This is a genomic window from Asticcacaulis sp. P4_H10 (assembly GCF_056400965.1).
The window spans coordinates 43,151-64,068 of sequence record NZ_JBFUKH010000008.1 but is presented as its reverse complement, the minus strand read 5'-3'; the positions used below and the strand labels follow the sequence as shown (position 1 = coordinate 64,068).

At 62.4% G+C, this 20,918-nt stretch carries 20 protein-coding genes; 9 read left to right on the top strand and 11 right to left on the bottom strand.

The features are described 5' to 3' along the window. Positions 1 to 203: 203 nt before the first annotated feature. Entirely contained in the window at positions 204 to 620 is a 417-nt protein-coding gene (gene ndk / locus AC1DON_RS15000) for a nucleoside-diphosphate kinase (RefSeq protein ID WP_476935626.1), read from the bottom strand. A gap of 93 nt (positions 621 to 713) precedes the next feature. On the opposite strand from ndk, the gene AC1DON_RS14995 reads away from it, so the two are divergent. Continuing rightward, positions 714 to 2,615, top strand: coding sequence for an ABC-F family ATP-binding cassette domain-containing protein (locus tag AC1DON_RS14995; RefSeq protein ID WP_476935625.1), 1,902 nt, complete (start codon positions 714 to 716; stop codon positions 2,613 to 2,615). A gap of 3 nt (positions 2,616 to 2,618) precedes the next feature. On the opposite strand, the gene AC1DON_RS14990 is transcribed toward AC1DON_RS14995, so the two are convergent. Beyond that, positions 2,619 to 3,443, bottom strand: a complete 825-nt coding sequence (locus tag AC1DON_RS14990) for an EamA family transporter (protein ID WP_476935624.1) — start codon at positions 3,441 to 3,443, stop codon at positions 2,619 to 2,621. A 162-nt stretch (positions 3,444 to 3,605) separates the two neighbouring features. Between AC1DON_RS14990 and AC1DON_RS14985 the strand changes: the two genes are divergently transcribed. Beyond that, entirely contained in the window at positions 3,606 to 4,088 is a 483-nt protein-coding gene (locus tag AC1DON_RS14985) for an Lrp/AsnC family transcriptional regulator (protein ID WP_476935623.1), read from the top strand. Here AC1DON_RS14985 and AC1DON_RS14980 read toward each other — a convergent pair. Next, positions 4,085 to 4,927: a helix-turn-helix transcriptional regulator gene (locus AC1DON_RS14980; RefSeq protein WP_476935622.1), complete on the bottom strand. Its 843-nt coding sequence runs from the start codon at positions 4,925 to 4,927 to the stop codon at positions 4,085 to 4,087. The genes AC1DON_RS14985 and AC1DON_RS14980 overlap by 4 nt on opposite strands. A gap of 131 nt (positions 4,928 to 5,058) precedes the next feature. Between AC1DON_RS14980 and AC1DON_RS14975 the strand changes: the two genes are divergently transcribed. Then, entirely contained in the window at positions 5,059 to 5,889 is an 831-nt protein-coding gene (locus AC1DON_RS14975) for an N-acyl homoserine lactonase family protein (protein ID WP_476935621.1), read from the top strand. On the opposite strand, the gene AC1DON_RS14970 is transcribed toward AC1DON_RS14975, so the two are convergent. The 6 genes from AC1DON_RS14970 to AC1DON_RS14945 form a co-directional block, all read right to left on the bottom strand. Then, positions 5,886 to 6,788 (bottom strand): SMP-30/gluconolactonase/LRE family protein, encoded by a 903-nt coding sequence (locus AC1DON_RS14970; RefSeq protein WP_476935620.1) that lies wholly within the window; start codon positions 6,786 to 6,788, stop codon positions 5,886 to 5,888. The genes AC1DON_RS14975 and AC1DON_RS14970 overlap by 4 nt on opposite strands. A gap of 172 nt (positions 6,789 to 6,960) precedes the next feature. Then, positions 6,961 to 7,692, bottom strand: a complete 732-nt coding sequence (locus tag AC1DON_RS14965; RefSeq protein WP_476935619.1) for a sensor histidine kinase — start codon at positions 7,690 to 7,692, stop codon at positions 6,961 to 6,963. Between the two features lie 16 nt (positions 7,693 to 7,708). Continuing rightward, positions 7,709 to 8,227 carry a response regulator gene (locus AC1DON_RS14960; RefSeq protein ID WP_476935618.1) on the bottom strand — a complete coding sequence of 173 codons (519 nt, stop codon included), beginning with the start codon at positions 8,225 to 8,227 and terminating at the stop codon, positions 7,709 to 7,711. A gap of 177 nt (positions 8,228 to 8,404) precedes the next feature. Continuing rightward, entirely contained in the window at positions 8,405 to 8,788 is a 384-nt protein-coding gene (locus AC1DON_RS14955; RefSeq protein ID WP_476935617.1) for an I78 family peptidase inhibitor, read from the bottom strand. Beyond that, complete coding sequence (locus tag AC1DON_RS14950) at positions 8,785 to 9,234, bottom strand: DNA polymerase III subunit chi (RefSeq protein WP_476935616.1); 450 nt, start codon at positions 9,232 to 9,234, stop codon at positions 8,785 to 8,787. Before AC1DON_RS14950 ends, AC1DON_RS14955 begins: the two co-directional genes overlap by 4 nt. A 3-nt stretch (positions 9,235 to 9,237) precedes the next feature. Beyond that, a complete protein-coding gene (locus AC1DON_RS14945; RefSeq protein ID WP_476935615.1) occupies positions 9,238 to 10,710 on the bottom strand; it encodes a leucyl aminopeptidase in 1,473 nt (490 codons plus the stop codon). A 159-nt stretch (positions 10,711 to 10,869) separates the two neighbouring features. Between AC1DON_RS14945 and AC1DON_RS14940 the strand changes: the two genes are divergently transcribed. From AC1DON_RS14940 to rsmA, 6 genes are all read left to right on the top strand, one after another. Further along, a complete protein-coding gene (locus AC1DON_RS14940; RefSeq protein WP_476935614.1) occupies positions 10,870 to 12,090 on the top strand; it encodes an LptF/LptG family permease in 1,221 nt (406 codons plus the stop codon). After that, positions 12,087 to 13,214, top strand: coding sequence for an LptF/LptG family permease (locus AC1DON_RS14935; protein WP_476935613.1), 1,128 nt, complete (start codon positions 12,087 to 12,089; stop codon positions 13,212 to 13,214). Before AC1DON_RS14940 ends, AC1DON_RS14935 begins: the two co-directional genes overlap by 4 nt. Before the next feature lie 81 nt (positions 13,215 to 13,295). Beyond that, a complete protein-coding gene (locus AC1DON_RS14930; RefSeq protein WP_476935612.1) occupies positions 13,296 to 15,962 on the top strand; it encodes an LPS-assembly protein LptD in 2,667 nt (888 codons plus the stop codon). A 31-nt stretch (positions 15,963 to 15,993) separates the two neighbouring features. Next, the gene (locus AC1DON_RS14925) at positions 15,994 to 17,340 is read left to right on the top strand and encodes a foldase protein PrsA (protein ID WP_476935611.1); all 1,347 of its coding nucleotides are present in this window, start codon (positions 15,994 to 15,996) and stop codon (positions 17,338 to 17,340) included. A gap of 44 nt (positions 17,341 to 17,384) precedes the next feature. Then, on the top strand, positions 17,385 to 18,386 hold the full coding sequence (gene pdxA / locus AC1DON_RS14920; RefSeq protein ID WP_476935610.1) for a 4-hydroxythreonine-4-phosphate dehydrogenase PdxA: 1,002 nt from the start codon (positions 17,385 to 17,387) through the stop codon (positions 18,384 to 18,386). Continuing rightward, a complete protein-coding gene (rsmA, locus tag AC1DON_RS14915; protein ID WP_476935609.1) occupies positions 18,383 to 19,189 on the top strand; it encodes a 16S rRNA (adenine(1518)-N(6)/adenine(1519)-N(6))-dimethyltransferase RsmA in 807 nt (268 codons plus the stop codon). The genes pdxA and rsmA overlap by 4 nt, the downstream gene beginning before the upstream one ends. 130 nt (positions 19,190 to 19,319) lie before the next feature. Here the strand turns inward: rsmA and gmk are convergent, their stop codons facing one another. Together gmk and AC1DON_RS14905 are read right to left on the bottom strand one after the other, a co-directional pair. Continuing rightward, entirely contained in the window at positions 19,320 to 19,976 is a 657-nt protein-coding gene (gene gmk / locus AC1DON_RS14910) for a guanylate kinase (RefSeq protein ID WP_476935608.1), read from the bottom strand. A 52-nt stretch (positions 19,977 to 20,028) separates the two neighbouring features. Further along, on the bottom strand, positions 20,029 to 20,916 hold the full coding sequence (locus AC1DON_RS14905) for a YicC/YloC family endoribonuclease (protein ID WP_476935607.1): 888 nt from the start codon (positions 20,914 to 20,916) through the stop codon (positions 20,029 to 20,031). Between the last annotated feature and the right edge of the window lie 2 nt (positions 20,917 to 20,918).

The following is a 20,918-nucleotide window of genomic DNA, read 5'->3' as shown; positions in this document are numbered from 1 at the left end:
GTGGCCCCAAGACTTCCCTGATCTAAAAGAAAAGCCCCGCCCCAAAAGGGCGAGGCTTTTCTTTTAGAATAAACAAGGTTTTGTGGGGTCGCCCTTCGCATGGCTCCGGGCGTTCGTCGCGAAAATCAGTACATTTAGTACTGATTTCATCCGATTTGCTCTTTGAGCAAATCGGCGCTCCTCACCCCCACACCCCGTAAGTCTTAGCCGACGATCTGGTCTTCGGTGAAGAACTGCGCGATTTCAATCGCCGCGTTCTCATCCGAGTCCGAACCGTGGACCGAGTTTTCACCGATGGACAGCGCGAACAGCTTGCGCAGCGTGCCTTCAGCGGCTTGCTCAGGGTTCGTGGCGCCCATGACTTCACGGTACTTCGGCACGGCGTTGTCGGCTTCCAGAACCTGGACGACGACCGGAGCGGCGGTCATCTGGCCAACCAGCTCACCGAAGAACGGACGCTCCTTGTGAACGCCGTAGAACTGCTCGGCTTGAGCCTGCGTCATCAGGATACGGCGCTGAGCGACGATGCGCAGGCCGGCCTTTTCGATGACGGCATTGACTTCGCCGGTGATGTTGCGGCGCGTGGCGTCCGGCTTGATGATCGAGAAGGTACGGGACATGTGATGTTCCAATTTTGTTTTGCGTTTGCGTTGCGCTGCCTTATAGCGAGGGCCACCGCTTTCGCAACCCCTTTTATTCCCGCGTTTTCCCGAATGTTGCAGATCACCAATCTTACCTACGACGCCTATGGCCGCCGCTTCTTTGATGGCGCCACCCTGGCCCTCACTCCCGGCACCAAGGCCGGCCTTGTCGGCCTCAACGGTGTCGGTAAGTCGACCCTGTTCAAGCTGATCCTCGGCCACGCCCAGCCCGGCGGCGGCGAAATCACTACGCCCAAGGGCTGGCGCGTCGCCAGCGTCGACCAGGAAATCGCCGCCTCGCCCCAGCACCTGATCGATGCGGTTCTTGAGATTGACACGCGCCGCCATAACCTGTTGAAGGCGCTGGAAACGGCTGATCCGATCCACCAGGCCGAAATCCACCACGACCTCTACTCGATCGGCGCCGATCGCGCGCCGGCCAAGGCCGCGGAAATCCTGAGCGGTCTGGGTTTCTCCAATGCCGACCTGACGCGGCCGATCTCGGACTTCTCCGGCGGTTGGCGGATGCGGGCGGCTTTGGCCGGCGCGCTTCTGGCCGAGCCTGATCTGTTGCTGCTCGATGAACCGACCAACTATCTCGACCTCGAAGGCGCCCTGTGGCTGGAAGCACGCCTGCAGCGCTATCCGAATGCCGCGCTGATGATCTCGCACGACCGCGACCTGCTGAACGAGTCGGTCGACGCCATCGTCCACGTTGTCGGCCAGAAACTCGACTACTACACCGGCAGCTACGACAATTTCGAACGTATGCGCGCCGAAAAGGCCCGCCTGAACGCCGCCAACAGCGCCAAGCAGGAGGCCGAACGCGCCCATCTGCAAGCCTTTGTCGATCGCTTCCGCGCCAAGGCCTCCAAGGCCGCCCAGGCCCAGTCGCGCATGAAGAAGCTGGAAAAGCTGCCGCCTATCGCCGCGACCATCCAGGATCGCGTCGCGCCCTTTATCCTGCCGTCGCCGGAAAAGCAGTTGTCGCCACCGATCCTGCGCCTCGAAGACGCCAGCGTGGGTTATGGTGACACGGTCATCCTGCGCCACATCAATATCCGCCTCGATCCCGATGATCGCATTGGCGTTTTGGGCGTCAATGGCGCCGGTAAGTCGACCTTCGCCAAGCTGCTGGCCGGTGCGCTGAAAGAAAGCCACGGTTCGCAATGGCGCGATCGCCGCATGCAGGTCGCCTGGTTCCACCAGCACCAGATCGAGGCCATGGATCCGGAAGACACGCCGCTGGAGATGATGCAGCGCGCCCGTCCGGATGAGCCGGAATCCAAGCGCCGCGCGCGTCTCGGTGCGTTCGGCATGACGGTCCAGAAGGTCGAAACCAAGGTCAAGGACCTGTCAGGTGGCGAACGCGCCCGCCTGCTGCTTTCCATGGTGGCGATGGACGGCCCTCACCTGCTCATCCTCGATGAGCCGACGAACCACCTGGATATCGACAGTCGCCGTGCATTGCTGGATGCGCTCAACGATTATGAAGGCGCGGTGCTGATCATCACCCACGACCGGTCGCTGATCGAACTGGTGGCCGACAAGCTGTGGCTGGTCAATGACGGCACGGTGAAGTCCTATACCGGCTCGATGGACGACTACGCCAAGCTGGTCATCGAACGCGCCAAGACGGCGACGCGCGAGGAAGCGCAAGCTGCGGCGAAAGACAAGCCGGCCAACGTCAACACCAAGGACGCCCGTAAGGCCGCAGCCGCAGCACGTAACGCCATCGCGCCGCTGAAGAAGAAGGCCGACGACCTGGAACGCCAGATCGAGACGACGGGCAACCAGATCAAGCTGCTGGACCTGAAGCTGGCCGACCCGGACATCTACACCAAGCGCCCGCAGGACGCGGTTACGCTCGGCAAGGACAAGGCGCGGCTCGAGGAAAAGCTGGTGGCGCTTGAGGGCGATTGGATGGAAGCCGCCGAGGTCTATGAGACCGCGAAGGCGGAAGCGGGGATCTAAGGTTTACTCCGCCGGCAGGGTCTGCGCCTCTTCCTTCTTGGTCGTGGCGACAGCGCCTGCGGCTGCGGCAACAACCGCCAGGATGGCCAGCCATTGCTGCCCCGACAGATGTTCGTGGACGATGACCAGTCCCGCCAGGGCGCCGACGGCCGGGTCGGCGCTGATCATGACGCCGAAGGTCCGTTCGGGCATGTGGCGCAGGGCGAACATTTCCAGCGTGTACGGGATGGCGCTCGACAACAGGGCAAGCGCCAAAGCCGGGAGGATGAAGGCCGAGTTGAACATGGCCATGCCTGCATTGGCTACGCCGATAGGCACGATAACGACGGCCGCGATGACCATGCCGATTGACACCGATGCCCCGGGATTGACGCCGGCCAGCTTGCGACCAAAGACGATATAGAGCGCCCAGAAAACGCCGGCGGCAGCGGCCAGCGCCATCCCTACGGGATCGAGATTGCGGGCCTGGTCACCCAGAGGCAAGAGCAGCAGGATGCCGACGACGGCCAGTCCGACGCACAGGAAGTGGACGGGTTTGCGGGCGTGCATCAGGGCCAGGGCCAATGGGCCGGTAAATTCGATGGCGAGCGCTGGCCCGATCGGCAGCCGTTCCAGGCACATGAAGAACAACAGATTCATGCCCGCGACCGACAGGCCATAGAGCAGCATGGTGCCGAGCGATTTTTGCGTCAGTTTGAACCGCCAAGGCCGCCAGATGGCGACCAGCAACAGCGCCGCCAGACCCACGCGATAGGCAGTCGTCGCCGGCGCACCTATGACCGGAAACAGCGTCTTGGCGAAAGACGCGCCTATGCTGAATGAGATCATGGCGATGACGACCGCCACATAGGGCAGCGCACGCGCAAGAACAGGGTATCGTATACTGTATGCTGCTATCGGGCTCATGGCGTTGTTATAGCGGGATCGTGTTTGTGTTTCCCGGCGATTTTAGGTAAATCTCAGCCTGAAACTGTCATCAGGATGAGCAGAATGACGAATTTCGTCACATTGGACGATTTCGATTACCGGTTGCTGGAGCGCGTCCGGGGTAACAATCTCGAACCGGCGCGGGTGACGGCCGAGGCTGTGGGCCTGTCCGAATCGGCAGTGTTGCGCCGGTTGCGGCGCTTAAGGGCCGAAGGGGTGATCGTCGCTGACGTGGCCATGGTCGATCCGGCGCGCATTGCGCCGAAGATCCAGATACACGCCCTGATCACCATGAAGAGTCAGGAGCGCGCCATCACCGACGCCTTCAAGAGCGCTATGGCCCGGTCGCCGGAGATTCAGGGCGCCTGGGACGTGACGGGCGAGACCGACTTTTTGCTGACCCTGGCCGTCGATTCGATGGCGGAGTATGAGCGCTTCTGTCAGCGCGAACTGACCACCGATCACGGGGTGCAGTCTTTCCGCACGATGATCGTCATCCGCGAGGTGGTCGGGTTCGATCCGTCCCGGGCGCAGTTGGCGCGTTAACGTCCCGTCGGCGTCGTGCCGAAGTGTTCGCGATATCGGCGGGCGAAGTGCGAGCGTGAGATATAGCCCGCCGCCTCTGCCGCCGCGACGCTCAAGGCGCCCGACTGGATGGCATCACGGCCGACGCGGAGGCGTTCGCGCGCTACGATGGCCCGGAATGATGTTCCCGCCGCCGCCAGTTGCCGCCGCAGCGTCGAAGCGCCCAGCCCCAGCTGTTCAGCCACGGACGCCACGGTCCAGGCCTCCGCCGGGCGTGCCGCGATCAGCCACGCCACCTGGTCGGCCAATCCGACATGGAACAGGCAGCGCGCCGCTGGATGTGGCCGCATCAGGGTCAGGACCTCGGCCAATCGCAGGGCTTTGAGTGCGTCGCTCTGGCCGTGGTCGGCGATAGCGGTTGCTGCGTGGAGGATGGCTTCCATCAGGTCGCTGCCCGGCGTCACGCTGAAATCGAGGACCGGGTGTGTGGCGGCCGGCAGCGGAGCGATCCCTGCCGGCAGGGCCGGAACCTCCATGATCATCGCTTCGTAGAGGCACGGGCCGTCATCGCCAGGGATATTGACCACCTCCATGTCGAGGTTCGGCGGCATCACGAACACCGCGCCCGGTCGAAAAGCCTGCACCCGGTCGCCCACCCAGACCTCCTTGCAGCCCTGGAGGACGACAAGGATCGACGGATGGGGCATGCGGACCGACGCAATGCGTTCGCGATCGAAAGCGCAATAGCTGAACAGGTGGCGTGCATGGCTGTTGAACCCGGACCGCGCCGATGGCAGCAGGGCTTGCAGGCGGCGTACAAAGGCCTGGGTCGGGTTCGGTTCGAAGGCTTGCGTGTCCATGCCCGCATCATACTGCGCGAGGCGGACGGAAAAAAGCACTGTGCGAGCGTTTCGGGCGCATCTGGCGTCAAAGCCGGCGCAGGGCGTGGCTGGGTTGCGGCTATCTCCTCCCATCCACTCAGGAGATAGTCATGAAACTGCTTGCTACCGCCCTCCTCGCTTTGAGCGCCGCCTTTGCCGGGCCGGTTCACGCCGCCGACACGGAGCTGTGGCGGCTCGATTGCGGCCAGATCACCGTCCGCAATCTCAGCGTCTTTTCCGACAGCTTTGCCTATGCCGGCCAGACCCGCACCCTGGCCGACAGCTGCTACCTGATCCGCCACGGTGCGGACTATCTGCTGTGGGACTCAGGCCTGCCCGCCGGTTTGCTTGGCGCGAAGGCCGATCCTTCGGCGGCGTTCGGCCCGACGCTTAAGGTCGATCTGCCGACGCAGCTGGCGCAGATCGGCATCAAGCCGGATCAGATCAAATATCTCGGTCTCAGCCATAATCACTTCGACCATACGGGGCAGGCTGCGAGCTTCCCCAGGGCAACGCTATTAATCGGCGCGGCTGATTTTGCCGCTTTGAAGCAGGACCCCCTGCCGTTCGCGGTTGACCCGACGACGCTTCAACCGTGGCTGGACGGCGAGGCGAAGACCGAGACCGTTACCGGCGACCGCGACGTGTTCGGCGATGGCAGCGTGGTTATTCTGGCAGTGCCTGGTCATACGCCCGGTGAGACGGCTCTGCTGGTGCGTTTGCCGAAGACAGGCGCGGTGCTGTTGTCGGGCGACGTGGTGCACTTCAACGAACAGTGGGAGAAGCAAGGCGTGCCGACCTTCAATGCCGATCGTGCGGACACGCTGGCGTCGATGGCGCGGTTGCAGGCTGTGGCGGCAGAGTTGAAGGCAATCCTGGTTGTTCAGCACGAGCCGGCCGACATCGCGAAGCTGCCTGTCTTTCCAAAAAGCGCTCGCTAAAACGTCTTGGCACCGTTCACGGCCAGCATAACCGCATAGAGGCTGGTCGTGGCGGTGATGAACAGGCGATTGCGCTTGGGGCCGCCGAAGCAGACGTTGGACACAGGCTCGCCGATCATAATCTTGCCCAGCAGTGTGCCGTCGGGCTCGTAGCAATGGACGCATTCGGTGGCGCTGGTCCAGACCCGGCCGTCGGTATCCAGGCGCAGGCCGTCGTAATTGCCATTGTCAGCGAAGACTTGTCCGCCGGTGAGTTTGCCGTCTTTGGCGGCGTCGAAGACGCGGATATGGCGCGGGCCGTCCTTGACGTGGGTTCGGCCGCTGTCGACGACATAGAGTTTGGATTCGTCGGGGGAAAAGGCCAGGCCGTTCGGCTTGATGAAGTCGTTGAGCACGCGGGTGACGGAGCCATCTGGATCGACGCGGTAGACGTGGCTGCCGTCCTGTTCGGCGTCGGCCTTGTGGCCTTCGTAGTCGGTATCGATGCCGTAGGTCGGATCGGTGAACCAGATCGAGCCGTCGGATTTGACAACGACGTCGTTGGGGCTGTTGTAGCGTTTGCCATCGTAGCGATCGGTGATGACGGTGATCGCGCCGTCGTGTTCGGTACGGGTGACGCGGCGGTCGCCATGTTCGCAGGTGACCAGCCGGCCTTCGCGATCGACGGTATTGCCGTTGGAATAGCTGGCGGGGGTGCGAAAGACACTGGTTTGCCCGGTCGTCTCATCCCAGCGCAGCATGCGGTCGTTGGGGATGTCGCTCCAGATCAGCGCCCTGTGCGCCGGGAACCAGGCCGGGCCTTCCGCCCAGCGCGAGCCTTCGTAAAGCTTTTCGATACGGGCGCTGGCGCGGATGCAGTGGCGGAAGCGTTCGTCGAGGATTTCGTAGAAGGGGGTCATGCGTCGCCTGCAATTTACGGGGCGTGGGGGCTGTGCCCCCACAAACCTTCTGATACCAAAAGAAAAAGCCCGGCCCAAGGGGCCAGGCTTTTCTTTTGGTTTTAAAAGACTTGGGGCCCATGGCGGGCGAAAGCTATACTTTCACCACGGCATACCCGCAAACCCCGTAACATTACGCGCGCGCAGGCCCCGCCTTCGCCAACGTAAACACCACAGACGTCCCACCCGAAGGTGACGCCTCGATGTGCATATCCCCGCCGTGTTGCAGCACGATCTTGCGCGCCAGGGTCAACCCCATGCCCACGCCCGGAAACGCCTCATCGGTGTGCAGCTTGCGCAACGGCCGGAACACGTCGTCATAAAACATCGGGTCGATGCCTATCCCGTTGTCCGACACGCAGAACTCCCACTCCATCGGCCGTTCATCGACAAAGATGCGGATGTCCGGCGCCACGCCCGGCTTGTGGAACTTGATCGCGTTCTCGACCAGGTAGAAGAACAGTGAAAACATCCGGCGCGGATCTGCTACCAGTTCCGGCATGCGAGGATAGGACAGTTGCGCCTTGGTGACGTCGATCAACGGCTGCAGTTCCATATGGCAGCGCGCCAGGGTGATTTCCAGGTCGACCATTTCGGGTGCGCGCGGCACCGTGTTCAGCCGCGAAAACGCCAGGAGTCCCTGGATCATCTCATTCAGTTTCTGGCTGCTCTCCTGGATCAGTTCCAGATGCAGCCGGTCTTCTTCGTTCGTCGTTTTCTTCGCGTCTTCGCTCAAAAGCTGCGAAAATCCGAGGATGGTCCGCACCGGCCCCGCAAGGTCGTGCGACACGATGTAGGCGAAATCGCGAAATTCTTCGGCCGGGTCAGCTTGCGCTTGCGCGGTGACCTGCTTGGTTTCCTGCATTTCTTTTCTCCGCCGCTCAGTCATAGGCCGCCACCGGCAATACAGCCAGTTCCAGATAGAAACGTTCGATAATGTCTATGGCGGTCCGATACTGAGTAAGGTCTCCAGGTTTGATCAGGTAGGCGTTCGCATAGTTGCGGTAACATGTCATGATGGTGTCCGATGCGCCCGTACCCGACATTACAATTACCGGTATATGCTTGAAGCGAGGATCGCCCTTGATGAGATTTAAGACGTCCATGCCACTCATACGCGGAAGTCTAAGATCCAGAAGGATAATATCCGGTAACACAGAGTCGCTATATTCACCCTGACGGCGTAAAATATCCATCGCCATTTCGCCAGTTGACGCAATTGTCACCACGGCGTCCATCCGGCTCTCGCCCAGCGCCTTGCGCGCCAGCATCGCATCACCGCGACTATCGTCAATCAGGAGAATGTTGGCCGCCCGGCCAAGTCGCCCTGCGACGCCCTTCCCTGGCGATAAATTGGCGCCCGAGTCCGCCGGTTCCTGCAAAACATGGGGTTGTTCCATGGAAACCTCATCCGCCGGCCCTGACCCGGCGCCTCGCCCGGACGACTCGTCCGGGCTACCCATGGTAGCATCCTCAATCCCGCCCTGCCATCGTAAAGCGATTTTGCAAAAACGATATGGCGAAAAGGCGTCAGGCGCCGTCAAAGCTGTGAGATGTTTTTGGCTGCCCGTCCGCGATCATCCGCAGGCGACGGACTTGATGATGCCCGTATCTGTATCGAAAACGATCGTCTGGCGGTCGGCACGGTATTCCTGGGTGACGACGCAAGACGAACAGACCACACGGCGGCGGTCCGGATAGAGCGGCACAGGAATATCGGTACGCGGCTTGCCGACCAGGCGCTGCAACTGTTGCGCGCCGCAGGTGTCGTTGGCCAGTGGCTTATACTCCGGTGCGCGCGGCGGCGCCGGACGGGGCGCGGGCACCGGCGTCGGGGATGGCACGGCGACGGCAGGCGGCGTGGTCCGTGCCGGCGGCTTCGGAGCCTCTTCAGGACCCGAAGCGCAACCATAAAGCCCGGCTGTAATCAAACCGAGCGCCACTACTTTCTTCAGCGTCATTGCATCTTCTCCCAACGTCCGGTGTCCGACTGCTTCCAATAGGCCAGGGACAGTCCTTCACCCTTCAGTTTTTTCCATTGCGCCCGTGCCCACGACAGGTGCTCCGCGTCCCGGTCCTCGAAGACGATCAGGGCGCGTTCGGCGCCACCGAGGTCCGGAATATCGGTGGGGCTGACCGAGACATAGACCTGGGCGCCGTTGACCCGGTTACCGCTCTTGCCGAGCAGGATGGGCTGGCGTTCGGCGAACGGCTCGTCCTCACGGCCATGGGCCAGGAAGGATGTCGGGCTGTAACTCCACAGGTGCGAGTCTAACCCGGCAATCGTGTCATCCTCAAGACCGTGGACATAGGCGCGCCAGCCCCGGCCCATCACCTTTTCGAGCAGTTCCGGCAGGGCCTGCTCCAGCGACGTGCGCTCAAGATGATAGAACCAGATATCGGTCATCGGTTACTGTTCGTAGAACTTCGAAACCAGGGCATCGAGCGTGCGCACGCCAAAGCCGGTAGCGCCCTCCGGCACGGACGGAATGCGCTGCTCGGTCGTCCAGGCGGTCGGTGCGATGTCGAGGTGCGCCCACGGAACATTATTGACGAAGCGTTGCAGGAACAGGGCGGCGGTGATCGACCCCGCCGGACGGCCGCCGATATTGCGGATATCCGCGATCTTCGAGTCGATCTGCTTTTCGTACTGTGCCGGCAGAGGCATGCGCCACAGGTTCTCGGAGACCGACTTCGATGCTTCACCCAGACGTTCAGAAAGTTCGTCGTTATTGCTGAAAACACCGGCATAATCCATGCCGAGCGCGATGATCATGGCGCCGGTCAGGGTGGCCAGATCGACCATGAACTGTGGCTTGAAGCGATCCTGGCAGTACCAGAGCGCGTCGGCCAGGACCAGGCGGCCCTCGGCGTCGGTATTGATGACCTCGATCGTCGTGCCCGACATCGCCTTGACGACGTCGCCGGGGCGCTGGGCGTTACCGTCTGGCATGTTTTCAACCAGGCCGACGATGCCGACAGCATTGACCTTCGCCTTGCGCGTAGCCAGTGCGATCATGGCGCCGACGACCGCAGCCGAACCGCCCATGTCGAACTTCATGTCCTCCATGCCTTCGGCCGGCTTGATCGAGATGCCGCCCGTGTCGAAGGTCACGCCCTTGCCGACAAAAGCAACGGGCTGGGCGTCGGCGGCCGCGCCATTCCATTGCATGATGACGAGCTGGGACTCTTTGCGCGATCCCAGGCCCACGCCCAGCAGCGAATGCATGCCAAGCTCGGCCATTTCCTTTTCGCCCAGCACCTCGACCTTGAGGCCGGTACCGGTCAGGCCCCGGATGCGTTCGGCATAGGATTCCGGATAGAGCACATTGGCGGGCTCCGACACTAGATCGCGGGCGAACAGCACGCCGTCGCGGATGGCCGAAAGCGGCTGCCAGGCGGCCTCGGCAGCGGCGACCTTGTCGCAGACGACAGTGATGCTTTTAAGCGTCGGCGCCTTGTCGGCCTTGGCCGGGCCGAAATATTTGGCAAAGCGGTAGGAGGCCAGGTGCAGGCCCAGCAGCGCCCGCGCCACCAGTTCGGGGCCATAGCCCGTCAGATCCAGGCTCAAGGCTTCGATACCGGCGGATTTTACCGCATGATAAAGCGTAGCGGCGGCGTGTTCGATGCCGGCGGCATCCAGGGCATTGAGATCACCAACGCCGACAAAGGCCAGTGCCGCGCCATCAAAGCCCGTGGGGGCCGCGACGATCTGGGTCTTGCCCTTGGCTGCCTTGAAGCCGGTGACGCCCAACGCCCGGCGGACGTGGTCGGCGACCGCCGCATCGAAGGCATCAAAGCCCGGGCTCGCCGCATCTCCTTCGCCGAGGATCACGGCATGGATGGCGTTGGCGGGGGCTTGGGCTGCGAGTTCGATCTGCATGGAGGTCTCCGGTAAAGCACTCAGATAGGCACTTGGGCACAGGTATGCGACCCGATCTATGCGCTTTTTCGCCCGACGCAATACGCTTTTTTCGCAAGGCCGGTGTTATGCGCCATATTTTGCCGTAAAGGCCGCTTAGTTACTTGTAATTAACCGTCTATGCGGTCAAAAGGAAGCGATGAAACCGGTGGGTTTGGCGCCCCGCCCTTGCCCAAAACGGACAGCCTCCCCGACCGCATGCGCATTCTCGACCGTTATATATTCCGCCAGTTGATCGTACCGGTGCTGGGCGCCGTTGCGGCGCTCACGGCGATCGCGCTGCTCAGCCAGTCGCTCAGCCAGTTCGACCTGATCGTGGAACGCGGTCAGAGCGCGTGGACCTTTCTCCGCGTCACGCTCCTGTCCCTGCCTCAGCTGGCCGGGCTGATCTTCCCAATCGCGATCTTCGTCGGCTCTTTGATTGCGCTGACGCGCCTGCAGGGCGAACACGAAATCACCGCGATGCGGGCGTCGGGCATGTCGCTGATGCGCCTGGCCTCGCCGATGATTCGCATCGGTGTCTGGTTCGCGCTGATCAGCCTGATGTCCAACCTGTTCCTGCAACCGCTGACGGCGCGCGCCATGCGTGGCGAGATGTTTCGCATCCGCAATGACCTGATTTCCAGCCTGGTCAAGGAAGGCGCGTTTTCGACCGCGTCGTCGGGGCTGACCATCTACGTCCAGCGCATCGACCAGAACGGCCTGCTGCGCCAGATATTCATTCGCACGCCCGAGACCAACGGCAAGGACCGGACTTACGTCGCCAGTGAAGGCCGCATTCGCAATATCGATGGCGCCAACATCCTGGTCATGCGCCGGGGCTCGACCCAGCAGGTAAACGACGACGGCGCCGTGACCAATGCGACCTTCGATGAGACCAGTTTCGATGTCTCGCGCTATTTCTCCAACGACGACTTCCTGCAATTCAAGGAAAGCGACCGCTATATCCACGAGCTGTTCTTCCCGAACATGGCGCTCGACTGGGAACGCGGCAGCTGGCAAAAGCTCCAGGCCGAGGGGCACGCGCGCATAGCCGGGCCGCTGTACAGCCTGACCTTCATGCTGCTGGCTATCGTCGCCGTTCTGGGCGGGCAGTTCAGCCGTGGCGGCTACGGCCGGCGCATAGCCACGGTCGCCGGCATCGCCGCCATTGTGCGCATCCTCGGGATAGCCGCGGAAACGGCCTCTGCCGGAAGCGTCTTCATGAACATCTTCCAATACGCCGTGCCGCTTGTGCCGATCGTCATCTGCCTGCGCCTGATCTACAAGCGCGACAGCAAGCGTGGCGCAACGACCAGCAATATCGTATCGCGGCTCGAGCCTCTGAGGCCCGTCGCATGACCTGGCTAAACGCACTCAGCTATCTCAATCCGTGGCGCCGCAGCCGTATCGAAACCTATGTGCTCAAGGCGTGCATCTCGATGTTCGCCTCTGCCCTGGTGGTCGTGTCCAGCCTGATCCTCCTGATGGACTATATCGGCGTGTCCAAGCTGGGCGCCGAGGGCGACCTGTCCGGTGTCGATGTCCTGCTGCTGATCCTGCAGAAGTCGCCCAGCCTGATCCTTGTGCTTCTGCCCTTCGCGTTCCTGTTTGGCGCGATCTTCGCCTTTATCGGACTGAACCGCCGCAGCGAACTGATCGCCATGCGCGCTGCCGGCATGTCGGCGTGGCGCTTTGTGACGCCCGCTGCGGCCACAGCCTTCGGCTTCGGTTTGCTGACCATCACCGCCTTCAATCCGATAGCGTCGCAGATGCAGGAAAACTATGACCGCAAGGTGCTGAGCATCCAGCAGGCTGCGCCCGACGCCGAACCCGGAGGCATCTATATCCGCCAGGGCGGCAGCCGCAAGCAGACCGTGATCCGTGCCGAGGAAGGCTCCCCGGCCGAGGGACGTCTGCAGAAGGCGACCTTCTGGACCTATGAACTGGATGCGCGCGACGTGCCCGTTTTCGCCAGCCGGGTCGATGCCCAGTCCGCCGTGCTTATTCCGGGCTTCTGGCAGCTACGCAATGCGCGTGAAACCAAGCCGGGCGAACCGCCGCTTTATTACGAACGCCTGTCGATCCCATCGAATCTCGACGCGCAGGCGGCCTTCCGCAAGCGCGCCTCGACCCAGTCCGTGCCCTTCTGGGAGTTGCCTGGCCTGATCCGGCGCAATGCCATTGCCGGCCTGCCGACGACCGTCTATCGCCTCAAGCTGCACCAGCTCCTGTCGACGCCCCTGATGTTCGCAGCCATGACCATGCTGGGGGCGGTGTTCTCGCTCAGGCTGATGCGGCTGGGCGGGTTGACGGCCCTGGTCGTCTCGGGCGTCAGCCTGGGATTCGTCATCTTCTTCGTCAACCAGTTGTTTTCCAGCCTGGGCATGGCGGACCTGATCCCGGTCGAGCTGGCCGGCTGGTCGCCGGCGGTGCTGGCCATGCTGGGCGCCATGACCCTGCTTGTTTATACAGAGGACGGCTAAGGGGGGATGTAAGGATTGTTCCGGGGGTGGCCGGGACAAATTTTGTGCTATAGAACCGTGACTGCGAACAATAAGGCCGTGATGAATCGCAATTCTTTCAAGCTGGGTGTTGGACTGATGTCCCTGGCCATCGGCGCCGGGATCGGACCGGTCGCGGGTGCGCAGGGCCGCGAGTCTTCGCCTGCGCGCATGGCTACCGGATCACAGCTGGCTTTTGAACTGGCCATGGCCCAGGTGGGAGCTGCCCAGGCTGCCGCTGCACCGCAGCCGGCGGCATCCGTGGCCACCGAGACGACTCCTGGGCCCGACGGCCTGACCAAGGACGCGGCCTTTATCCAGTCCGAAACCCTGACGACGACAGATAAGGACACGATCGTTGCCCGCGGCAATGTCGAAATGCGCCAGAACGACCGGCTCATCCGCGCCGAAACGGTCACGCACAATTCCAGGACCGGGGTGACGACCGCCGAAGGCCATACCCAGACGATCAACGCCGACGGTTCGGTGCAATATTCCGACCGCATAACCTATGACGACGAAAACCAGTCTGGCGTCAGCGAGAACTTCGCCGCGATCGCCTCCGACAACACCAAGGTGTTCGCGCGGCGTGTTGAGCGCGTAAACGATTTCACGACGCGTCTGACCAATATCATCTATACGCCCTGCCAGCTGTGCCAGAAGAATGGCGTCACACAGGCGCCGTCGTGGTCGATCCAGGCCAGTGAGATCACGCAGCGCAAAGACAAGAAGATGGTGTACTACAACAACGCCGTCGTGAAGCTGAAGGGCGTGCCGGTCCTGTACATGCCCTATATGTGGTCGCCGGACCCGGAGCTTGAGCGTGCCTCCGGCTTCCTGCAGCCCGACGTCCAGTTTACGCGCAAGCGTGGCGGATTTTCGTACCAGCAACCCTATCTGTGGTCGATCTCGCCCTCGTCCTACCTCATCGTTAGTCCGCAACTGAATGCCGGCATCAATCCGCTTATCGCCCTGGAATACGCACGACACTTCTATTCCGGAAAGCTGCGCGCCCGCTTCGGTTTCACCAACGAAGCCTTTTTCGACAATGCCGGCGAACGTATCGGCGACGCCGAGACGCGTGACTACCTGATGGCCGACGGGGAGTTCACCATCAACCCCGACTGGCGCTGGAATTTCACGGCCCAGCACGTCAAGGACAAGAGCGGGTTCGTTGACGGTAACGGCCGTCCCTACGATAACGCCAACTTCTTCGAGCGTTACAATGTCGATGACGTGTATGAGGAGAATGTTGGTGAATGGCAGGCCGAGCACCGGCAACTGGTCAACCAGGCGCACCTGATCCGCCAGACGCCGAACAGCTACCTCCAGTTCTCGATCGCCAACTATCAGAGCCTGGCGGTAGGCGGCTATATCGACCCGATAACCGGCGGGACGCCCGATCCGGTGCGCTATCCCAACGGCATCAGCGACTATCCCATTGCGGTCAATTCAGACTTCTACCCCGCCATCGCTCCCATGCTTCAGGGCTATTGGTCGCCCGGACAGCGGGTCCTGGGTGGCCAGCTGACGCTCAGCGTCAACGCCCTGGCGCTGCAGCACAAGCTGTATACCGGCGCCGGCGCACCGGCCTTCTTCCAGCAGCCCGGCGTCCTGCCTGCGCCTTACGATACTGCCCGCGTCAGCGGCGGTGCGTCGTGGTATGGCAATATGACGACGCGCGGCGGATTGCGCTGGGGACCGTTCTTCGACTACCGGCACGACCAATACACGGTTTCGCATCTGGACGCCGCCGGCCGCGAGGAATCGATCTCGCGCGATCTCGGCACGGTCGGCTTCAACTTCAGCTACCCCATGGTGCGCAAGTTCGAGCACTTTACCGCCGTGCTGGAACCTGTCGCGCAACTGGCTGCCTCACCTGAGCACCAGACCAGCCCTTACCTGCCCAGCGAGGACAGCCAGTCGTTCGAATTCGACGCGACGACGCTTTTACAGGCCAACAAGTCGCCGGGTTTCGACGTCTATGAGGGCGGTACCCGCCTCAGCCTGGGACTGCGTTCGCAGTTGCAGTTCAGCTCGGGCTTCAAGGCCCAGGCCATGGTTGGGCGCGTCCTGCGCGACGCGCCGGAAAACCAGTTCCTTAATACGGTCCAGGCGAGGTTCAACGGCACGACCAATGCCTACGAACAATACAGCTACTTCAACGGCGTGCCGGAAGCCGCGCCGCCGGCCGGCTATATCCAGCGCAGCTATGACATATCCGGCCTGGGCAGCAAGTCGTCCGACTGGGTGGTCGATGCCAGCTTCGATACCAGCAAGGGCATGTATGGCTATACGCGTCTGCGGCTGGATACCGACAGTTTCCGTCTCGCCCAGGGCGAAGTCGGCCTGAGCGCCTTTACGACCAATACCACGGCCACCCTGCGCTATGTCTTCAATGACGTCATGATCCAGCCGACCCTGGACGCCGACGGCAAGCTCAAGCGCTTTGGTGACAACTATCGTAACCTGCAACTCTACGCCCGCCACTTCTTCACCAAGAACTGGGGCGTGGCGGCGCGGCTCGATCGCGACCTGGTCGAAAACCAGTGGCGGCGTTCGACCGTCAGCGCCATCTATCGCGACGACTGTATCTGGTATGAGCTGGTCTACCAGCGCAACGATACGGTCCTGACGCGATTGAACGGCAAGCCGCAATCTTCGTTATTCTTCCGCCTTAACCTTGCCACATTGGGAAAGTCTGGTGCAGACTTCTCCAATGTCCGCTAATCACCGGGTTCTTAGTCCATCCATGCCGATCATGTCCTCGTTCCGAACCGCGCTGAAACTCCATACGGCGGTGGCCTGTCTTGGTTTTGCGGCGCTCGTTGGCCCTGCTTTTGCGCAGGAAGCCCGGCCCGACACGGGGGATGCGGCACTGGCTTCCGCCCCGGCGCTCGGTCATGACGCACAGGCGCCGCAACTGCCGGCGCTGGGTGAAGGCATCCTCATGTCCGTCAACAAGGACATGATCACATCCTACGACCTCAAGCAGCGCATGCTGTTGCTGATGGTCACGTCAGGCGTCCAGGTTACCCAGGAAAACTATAGCTCCTTCCAGCAGCAGGCCGTGACCTCGCTCGTGGAAGAGCGCCTGCAAAAGCAGGAAATGGAGCACTGGAAGGTCAAGGTCGAGGACAAGGAAATCGACGAGGAACTCGAGCGCATGGGCCGCCAGAGCGGCATGAACGGCACGCAGTTGCTGGCCGAGCTGAAGAAGCTGGGCATCGAGCCCCAGACCCTGCGCGACCAGATCAAGGCGCAGACCGGCTGGAGCATGCTGGTTGGCGGCCGTTACCGCTCCAACGCCGCCGTCGGCAAGGCCCAGGTCGAAGCCACCATGGACAAGGTCGTCGCCGACGGCCAGAAGCCGCAGTACTACGTCGCCGAAATCATGATCGATCCGGCCCAGGCCGGCAGCCTGGCCAATGCCCAGGCCGGCGCCCAGCAACTGTATCAGCAGATGCAGGCCAAGGTCGCGCCCTTCCAGGCCGTGGCGCGCCAGTTCTCGCACGCCCCGTCGGCTGCCCAGGGCGGTGACGCCGGCTGGCTGGTGTCTGGCAATATCGACCCGCAGGTCGAAGCCGCCCTAGCCGCCGCCAGCCCCGGTGACATGATCCCGCCGATCACCACCAAGGACGGCGTATTCATCTACATGCTGCGCCAGAAGTCGGAAGGAAACGCCGACATGGTGTTCCATGTCCGCCAGGCTGCTGTGCCGCTGGCGCCCAACGCTTCGGCCGCCGATGTCAGTCGCGCCCAGGCCGCCCTCAACAATGTCCGCGCCAAGGCCAAGACCTGCGATGCCGTCGACGAACTGAAGGTGTCGGGTGTCGAGATCACCAATCTCGGCGAAGCCCAGCTCAGCATGCTGAAGCCATCCTATGCCGACGCCCTGCGTCCGCTCAAGGCAAACCAGGCGACCGAACCGATGCGCAACGACCAGAACATGAACGTCCTGTTCGTCTGCGACCGTCAGTTGGCGGGCGATAACGCCGTGACACGCGACCAGATCCAGAGCAGCCTGGTCAGTGAGCGTATTGCGATGCTGGGCAAGCGCTATCTGCGCCAGATCCGCGCCGGCGCGACCATCGAGAACCATCAGTAGGTTTTGCGCTTGACGGTGGCGGCGGCTAAGCCTAGCTGCGGGGCATGAGCTCCCTGCTTCCCCTTGTCGTCAGCCTTGGCGATCCATGCGGAATCGGCCCCGAAATCGTGGCTGCTGCCTGGCGGGCCGTGCGCGATACGCCTGAGCTTGCCTTTTGCGTCATTGGCGACGTCGGTGTTCTGGCCGCGCAAGGTGTAGCGGTGCGGGCTGTAACACATCCGTCGGACGCCCTGGCTGCGTTTGGTGACGCCCTGCCGGTTATCGATCAATCATTGACCGTTCGCCCCGTTGCTGGACAGCCGGACAGCGTCCACGCCCCGCACATCATCGGCTGGATCAAGGCGGGCGTGGATGTCTGTCTCTCGGGCGCCGCGCGCGGACTTGTGACCGCGCCGATCGCCAAGTCGGTGCTCTATGCGTCCGGCTTCAGCTTTCCGGGCCACACCGAATATCTCGCCGAACTGTGCCGCCACGGCGATGCGCCCGCGCCCATGCCAGTCATGATGCTGGCGGCGAAGGACCTGCGCGTCGTGCTGGCGACCATCCATACGCCGCTGAGTGAGATCGCCGCGCACCTTTCACGTGAAGATCTGGCGCAATTAACGCGCATCACCCATGCGGCCCTGATCCGCGACTTCGGCATCGATGCGCCGCGTCTGGTCATGGCGGGGCTGAACCCGCACGCCGGTGAAGACGGCACGATCGGCCGCGAGGAGATCGATCTTCTGGCGCCGCTGGCGGCATCGTTGCGGGCCGAAGGGATCGATATTCGCGGCCCCTACCCGGCCGACACCCTGTTCCACGACGAAGCGCGTCAGGGTTACGATGCGGCGGTGTGCATGTATCACGACCAGGGGCTGATCCCATTGAAGACGCTGGATTTCTGGGGCGGGGTCAATATCACCCTGGGCCTGCCGATCGTGCGCACGTCGCCTGATCACGGCACGGGCTTTGCCATCGCCGGCAAGGGCGTGGCGCGCGCCGACAGTTTCATCAATGCATTGCATATGGCGGACGAGATCGCTCGCCAACGGGGCCTGACATGAGCGATCTTTCAACCTTGCGCGAAAGCCTGGAACAGCACGGCCTGATGGCCAGGAAGTCGTTCGGCCAGCACTTTCTGCTCGACCTCAATATCACGCGCAAGATCGTGCGCCTGGGCGGGCCTTACGATGGCGATGTGGTGATCGAGGTTGGTCCCGGACCCGGCGGCCTGACGCGCGCCCTGCTGGAGAGCGAAGCTTCGAAAGTGATCGCGGTCGAAAAGGACGCGCGGTTTATTGAGCTGCTGGGGGAACTGAACGCCGTCTATGGCGAGCGGTTCCATGTTATCGAGAATGACGCCCTGAAGGTCGCTGAGGCCGATCTGGCGCCCGCCGCCCATATCGTGTCGAACCTGCCCTACAATGTCGGCACGCCGCTGCTGATCAAGTGGCTGACGGGGCCGTGGCGGCCGCTGTCGATGACGCTGATGTTCCAGCTTGAGGTCGCCTTGCGGATCGTTGCGCCTGTGGATGACGACGATTACGGCCGGCTGAGCGTTCTGGCGCAGGTCTTGTGCGACTGTGAGAAGATCATGGACCTGCCGGCGCGCGCCTTTACACCGCCGCCCAAGGTCGACAGTGCCGTCGTCAGGCTGGTGCCGAAAGCCGAACGGCCGGATGCGCGGATCATCCGCAATCTGGAAAAGCTCACCGCCGCTGCGTTTGGCCAGCGCCGCAAGATGCTGCGCGCGTCGCTGAAGCAGCTTGGCGGCGAGGCTTTGCTTGAGAAGGTTGGGATTGAGCCGACTGCGCGTGCTGAAGTGGTGTCGCCTGAGGACTTCCTGCGGTTGGCGGAAGTGCTGTGACGTAATACATATGGGGTGTGGGGTCCGCGACCCCACAGACTTTCCCCTGATATCAAAGAAAAAACCCGGCCTTAAGAGCCGGGCTATTTCTTTGATTTAGAAGACGTGGGGTCGCGGACCCCACACCCCATTAGATCTTCTCGGCCATCAGTTCATCGACGAACGGCGAGATCCACAAGCCGCGCGAACGGCGTGAAATCTCGGCATGGTAGATGTGGACCAGTTCGGCATACGAGCGGTCGAAGTCGTCGTTCAGAATGACATAGTCGTATTCCGCCCAGTGCGAAATCTCGCTCTTGGCGCGCTGGATGCGGCGGGCGATCACATCCTCGTCGTCCTGGGCGCGGGCATTCAGACGACGGTTCAGCTCAGCGATCGACGGCGGCAGGATAAACACCCGCACCACGTCCGAAGGCGCGCGCGCCGAAATCCGCTGGGCGCCCTGCCAGTCGATGTCGAACAGGACGTTGTGACCCTGGCTCAGCGCCTTTTCGACCGGATCGCGCGGCGAGCCATAACGCGCATCGTGGACCGATGCGTATTCGAGCAGCGCCTGATCCTTGATCAGGGTGTCCATCTCGGCGTCGTCGATAAAGTGGTATTCGCGACCATCGCGCTCACCCGGACGCGGCCCGCGCGTCGTCACCGAAACCGACAGTTCCAAATCCGAATGATCGGCCACCAGACGGCGGCACAGCGACGTTTTGCCCGCACCCGATGGCGCAGCGACGATCATCATCAAACCGCGGCGTATGCGCTCGAAACTGGCGTGGGGGTTGGGCGACATCGGTTACTCCAAATTCTCAGACTGTACGGGTTATCGCAAAAGTCTGAAGAAACTATTCTACGTTCTGAACCTGTTCGCGGAACTGGTCGATTACCGCCTTCAGCTCCAGGCCGGTCTGCGTCAGCTCAATGAACGCGGCTTTGGAACACAGCGTATTGGCCTCGCGCATGAATTCCTGCGACAGGAAATCCAGCTTGCGGCCGGGCGCCACCTCCCCGTCGATCAGCGCGTGCGCCTGATCGAGGTGCGACGACAAACGGTCGAGTTCTTCGCGGACATCGGCCTTGGCGGCCAGAAGCGCAGCCTCCTGCAGGATACGCTCCTCAAGGCTGTCCCGGGAACTGTCCGGCAGAATTTCGTCGAGGCGGCGGGTAAAGCGTTCGCGGATGACCTCGGTCTGTTGACCGGCAACAGCTTTGGCGCGTTCAACCGCTGCGCCGATGCTGACCAGATGGCCCTTGAGTACGGCTTCGATGGCGCGGCCTTCGCTGTCGCGCGCGGCCTTGAGGCGGTCGAAGGCCTCAGCCAGCGTCGCAGCCAAGGCCGCCTCGCCGTCCTCGGCCAGGCCGGTACGTTCCTCGCTGGCGGCTTCGATGACGCCACGCAGGGACAACAAACCGTCCGATGCCGGCATGACCGCCTGGCCATCGGCGAGCAAACGGTTGCTGGCCGCAAGATAAACCGCCAGGACGTCTTCGTTGATTGAAACACCTGCCGTCGAACCCGGCGTCGAGACCGACAGGGTCAGGTTCATCTGGCCGCGCTGGAACCGCGACTTGCTAAGGTCGCGCCCCAGCCGCTCGGCGGCTTCATAGCCCGGCGGAAAGCGGTATTTGATATCGAGGTTGCGGCCGTTGACGCTGCGGACTTCGATCGTCCAGCTAACGTCCCCGGAACCGCCATCGGCGCGGGCAAAGCCCGTCATGGAGGACAGGGGCATGG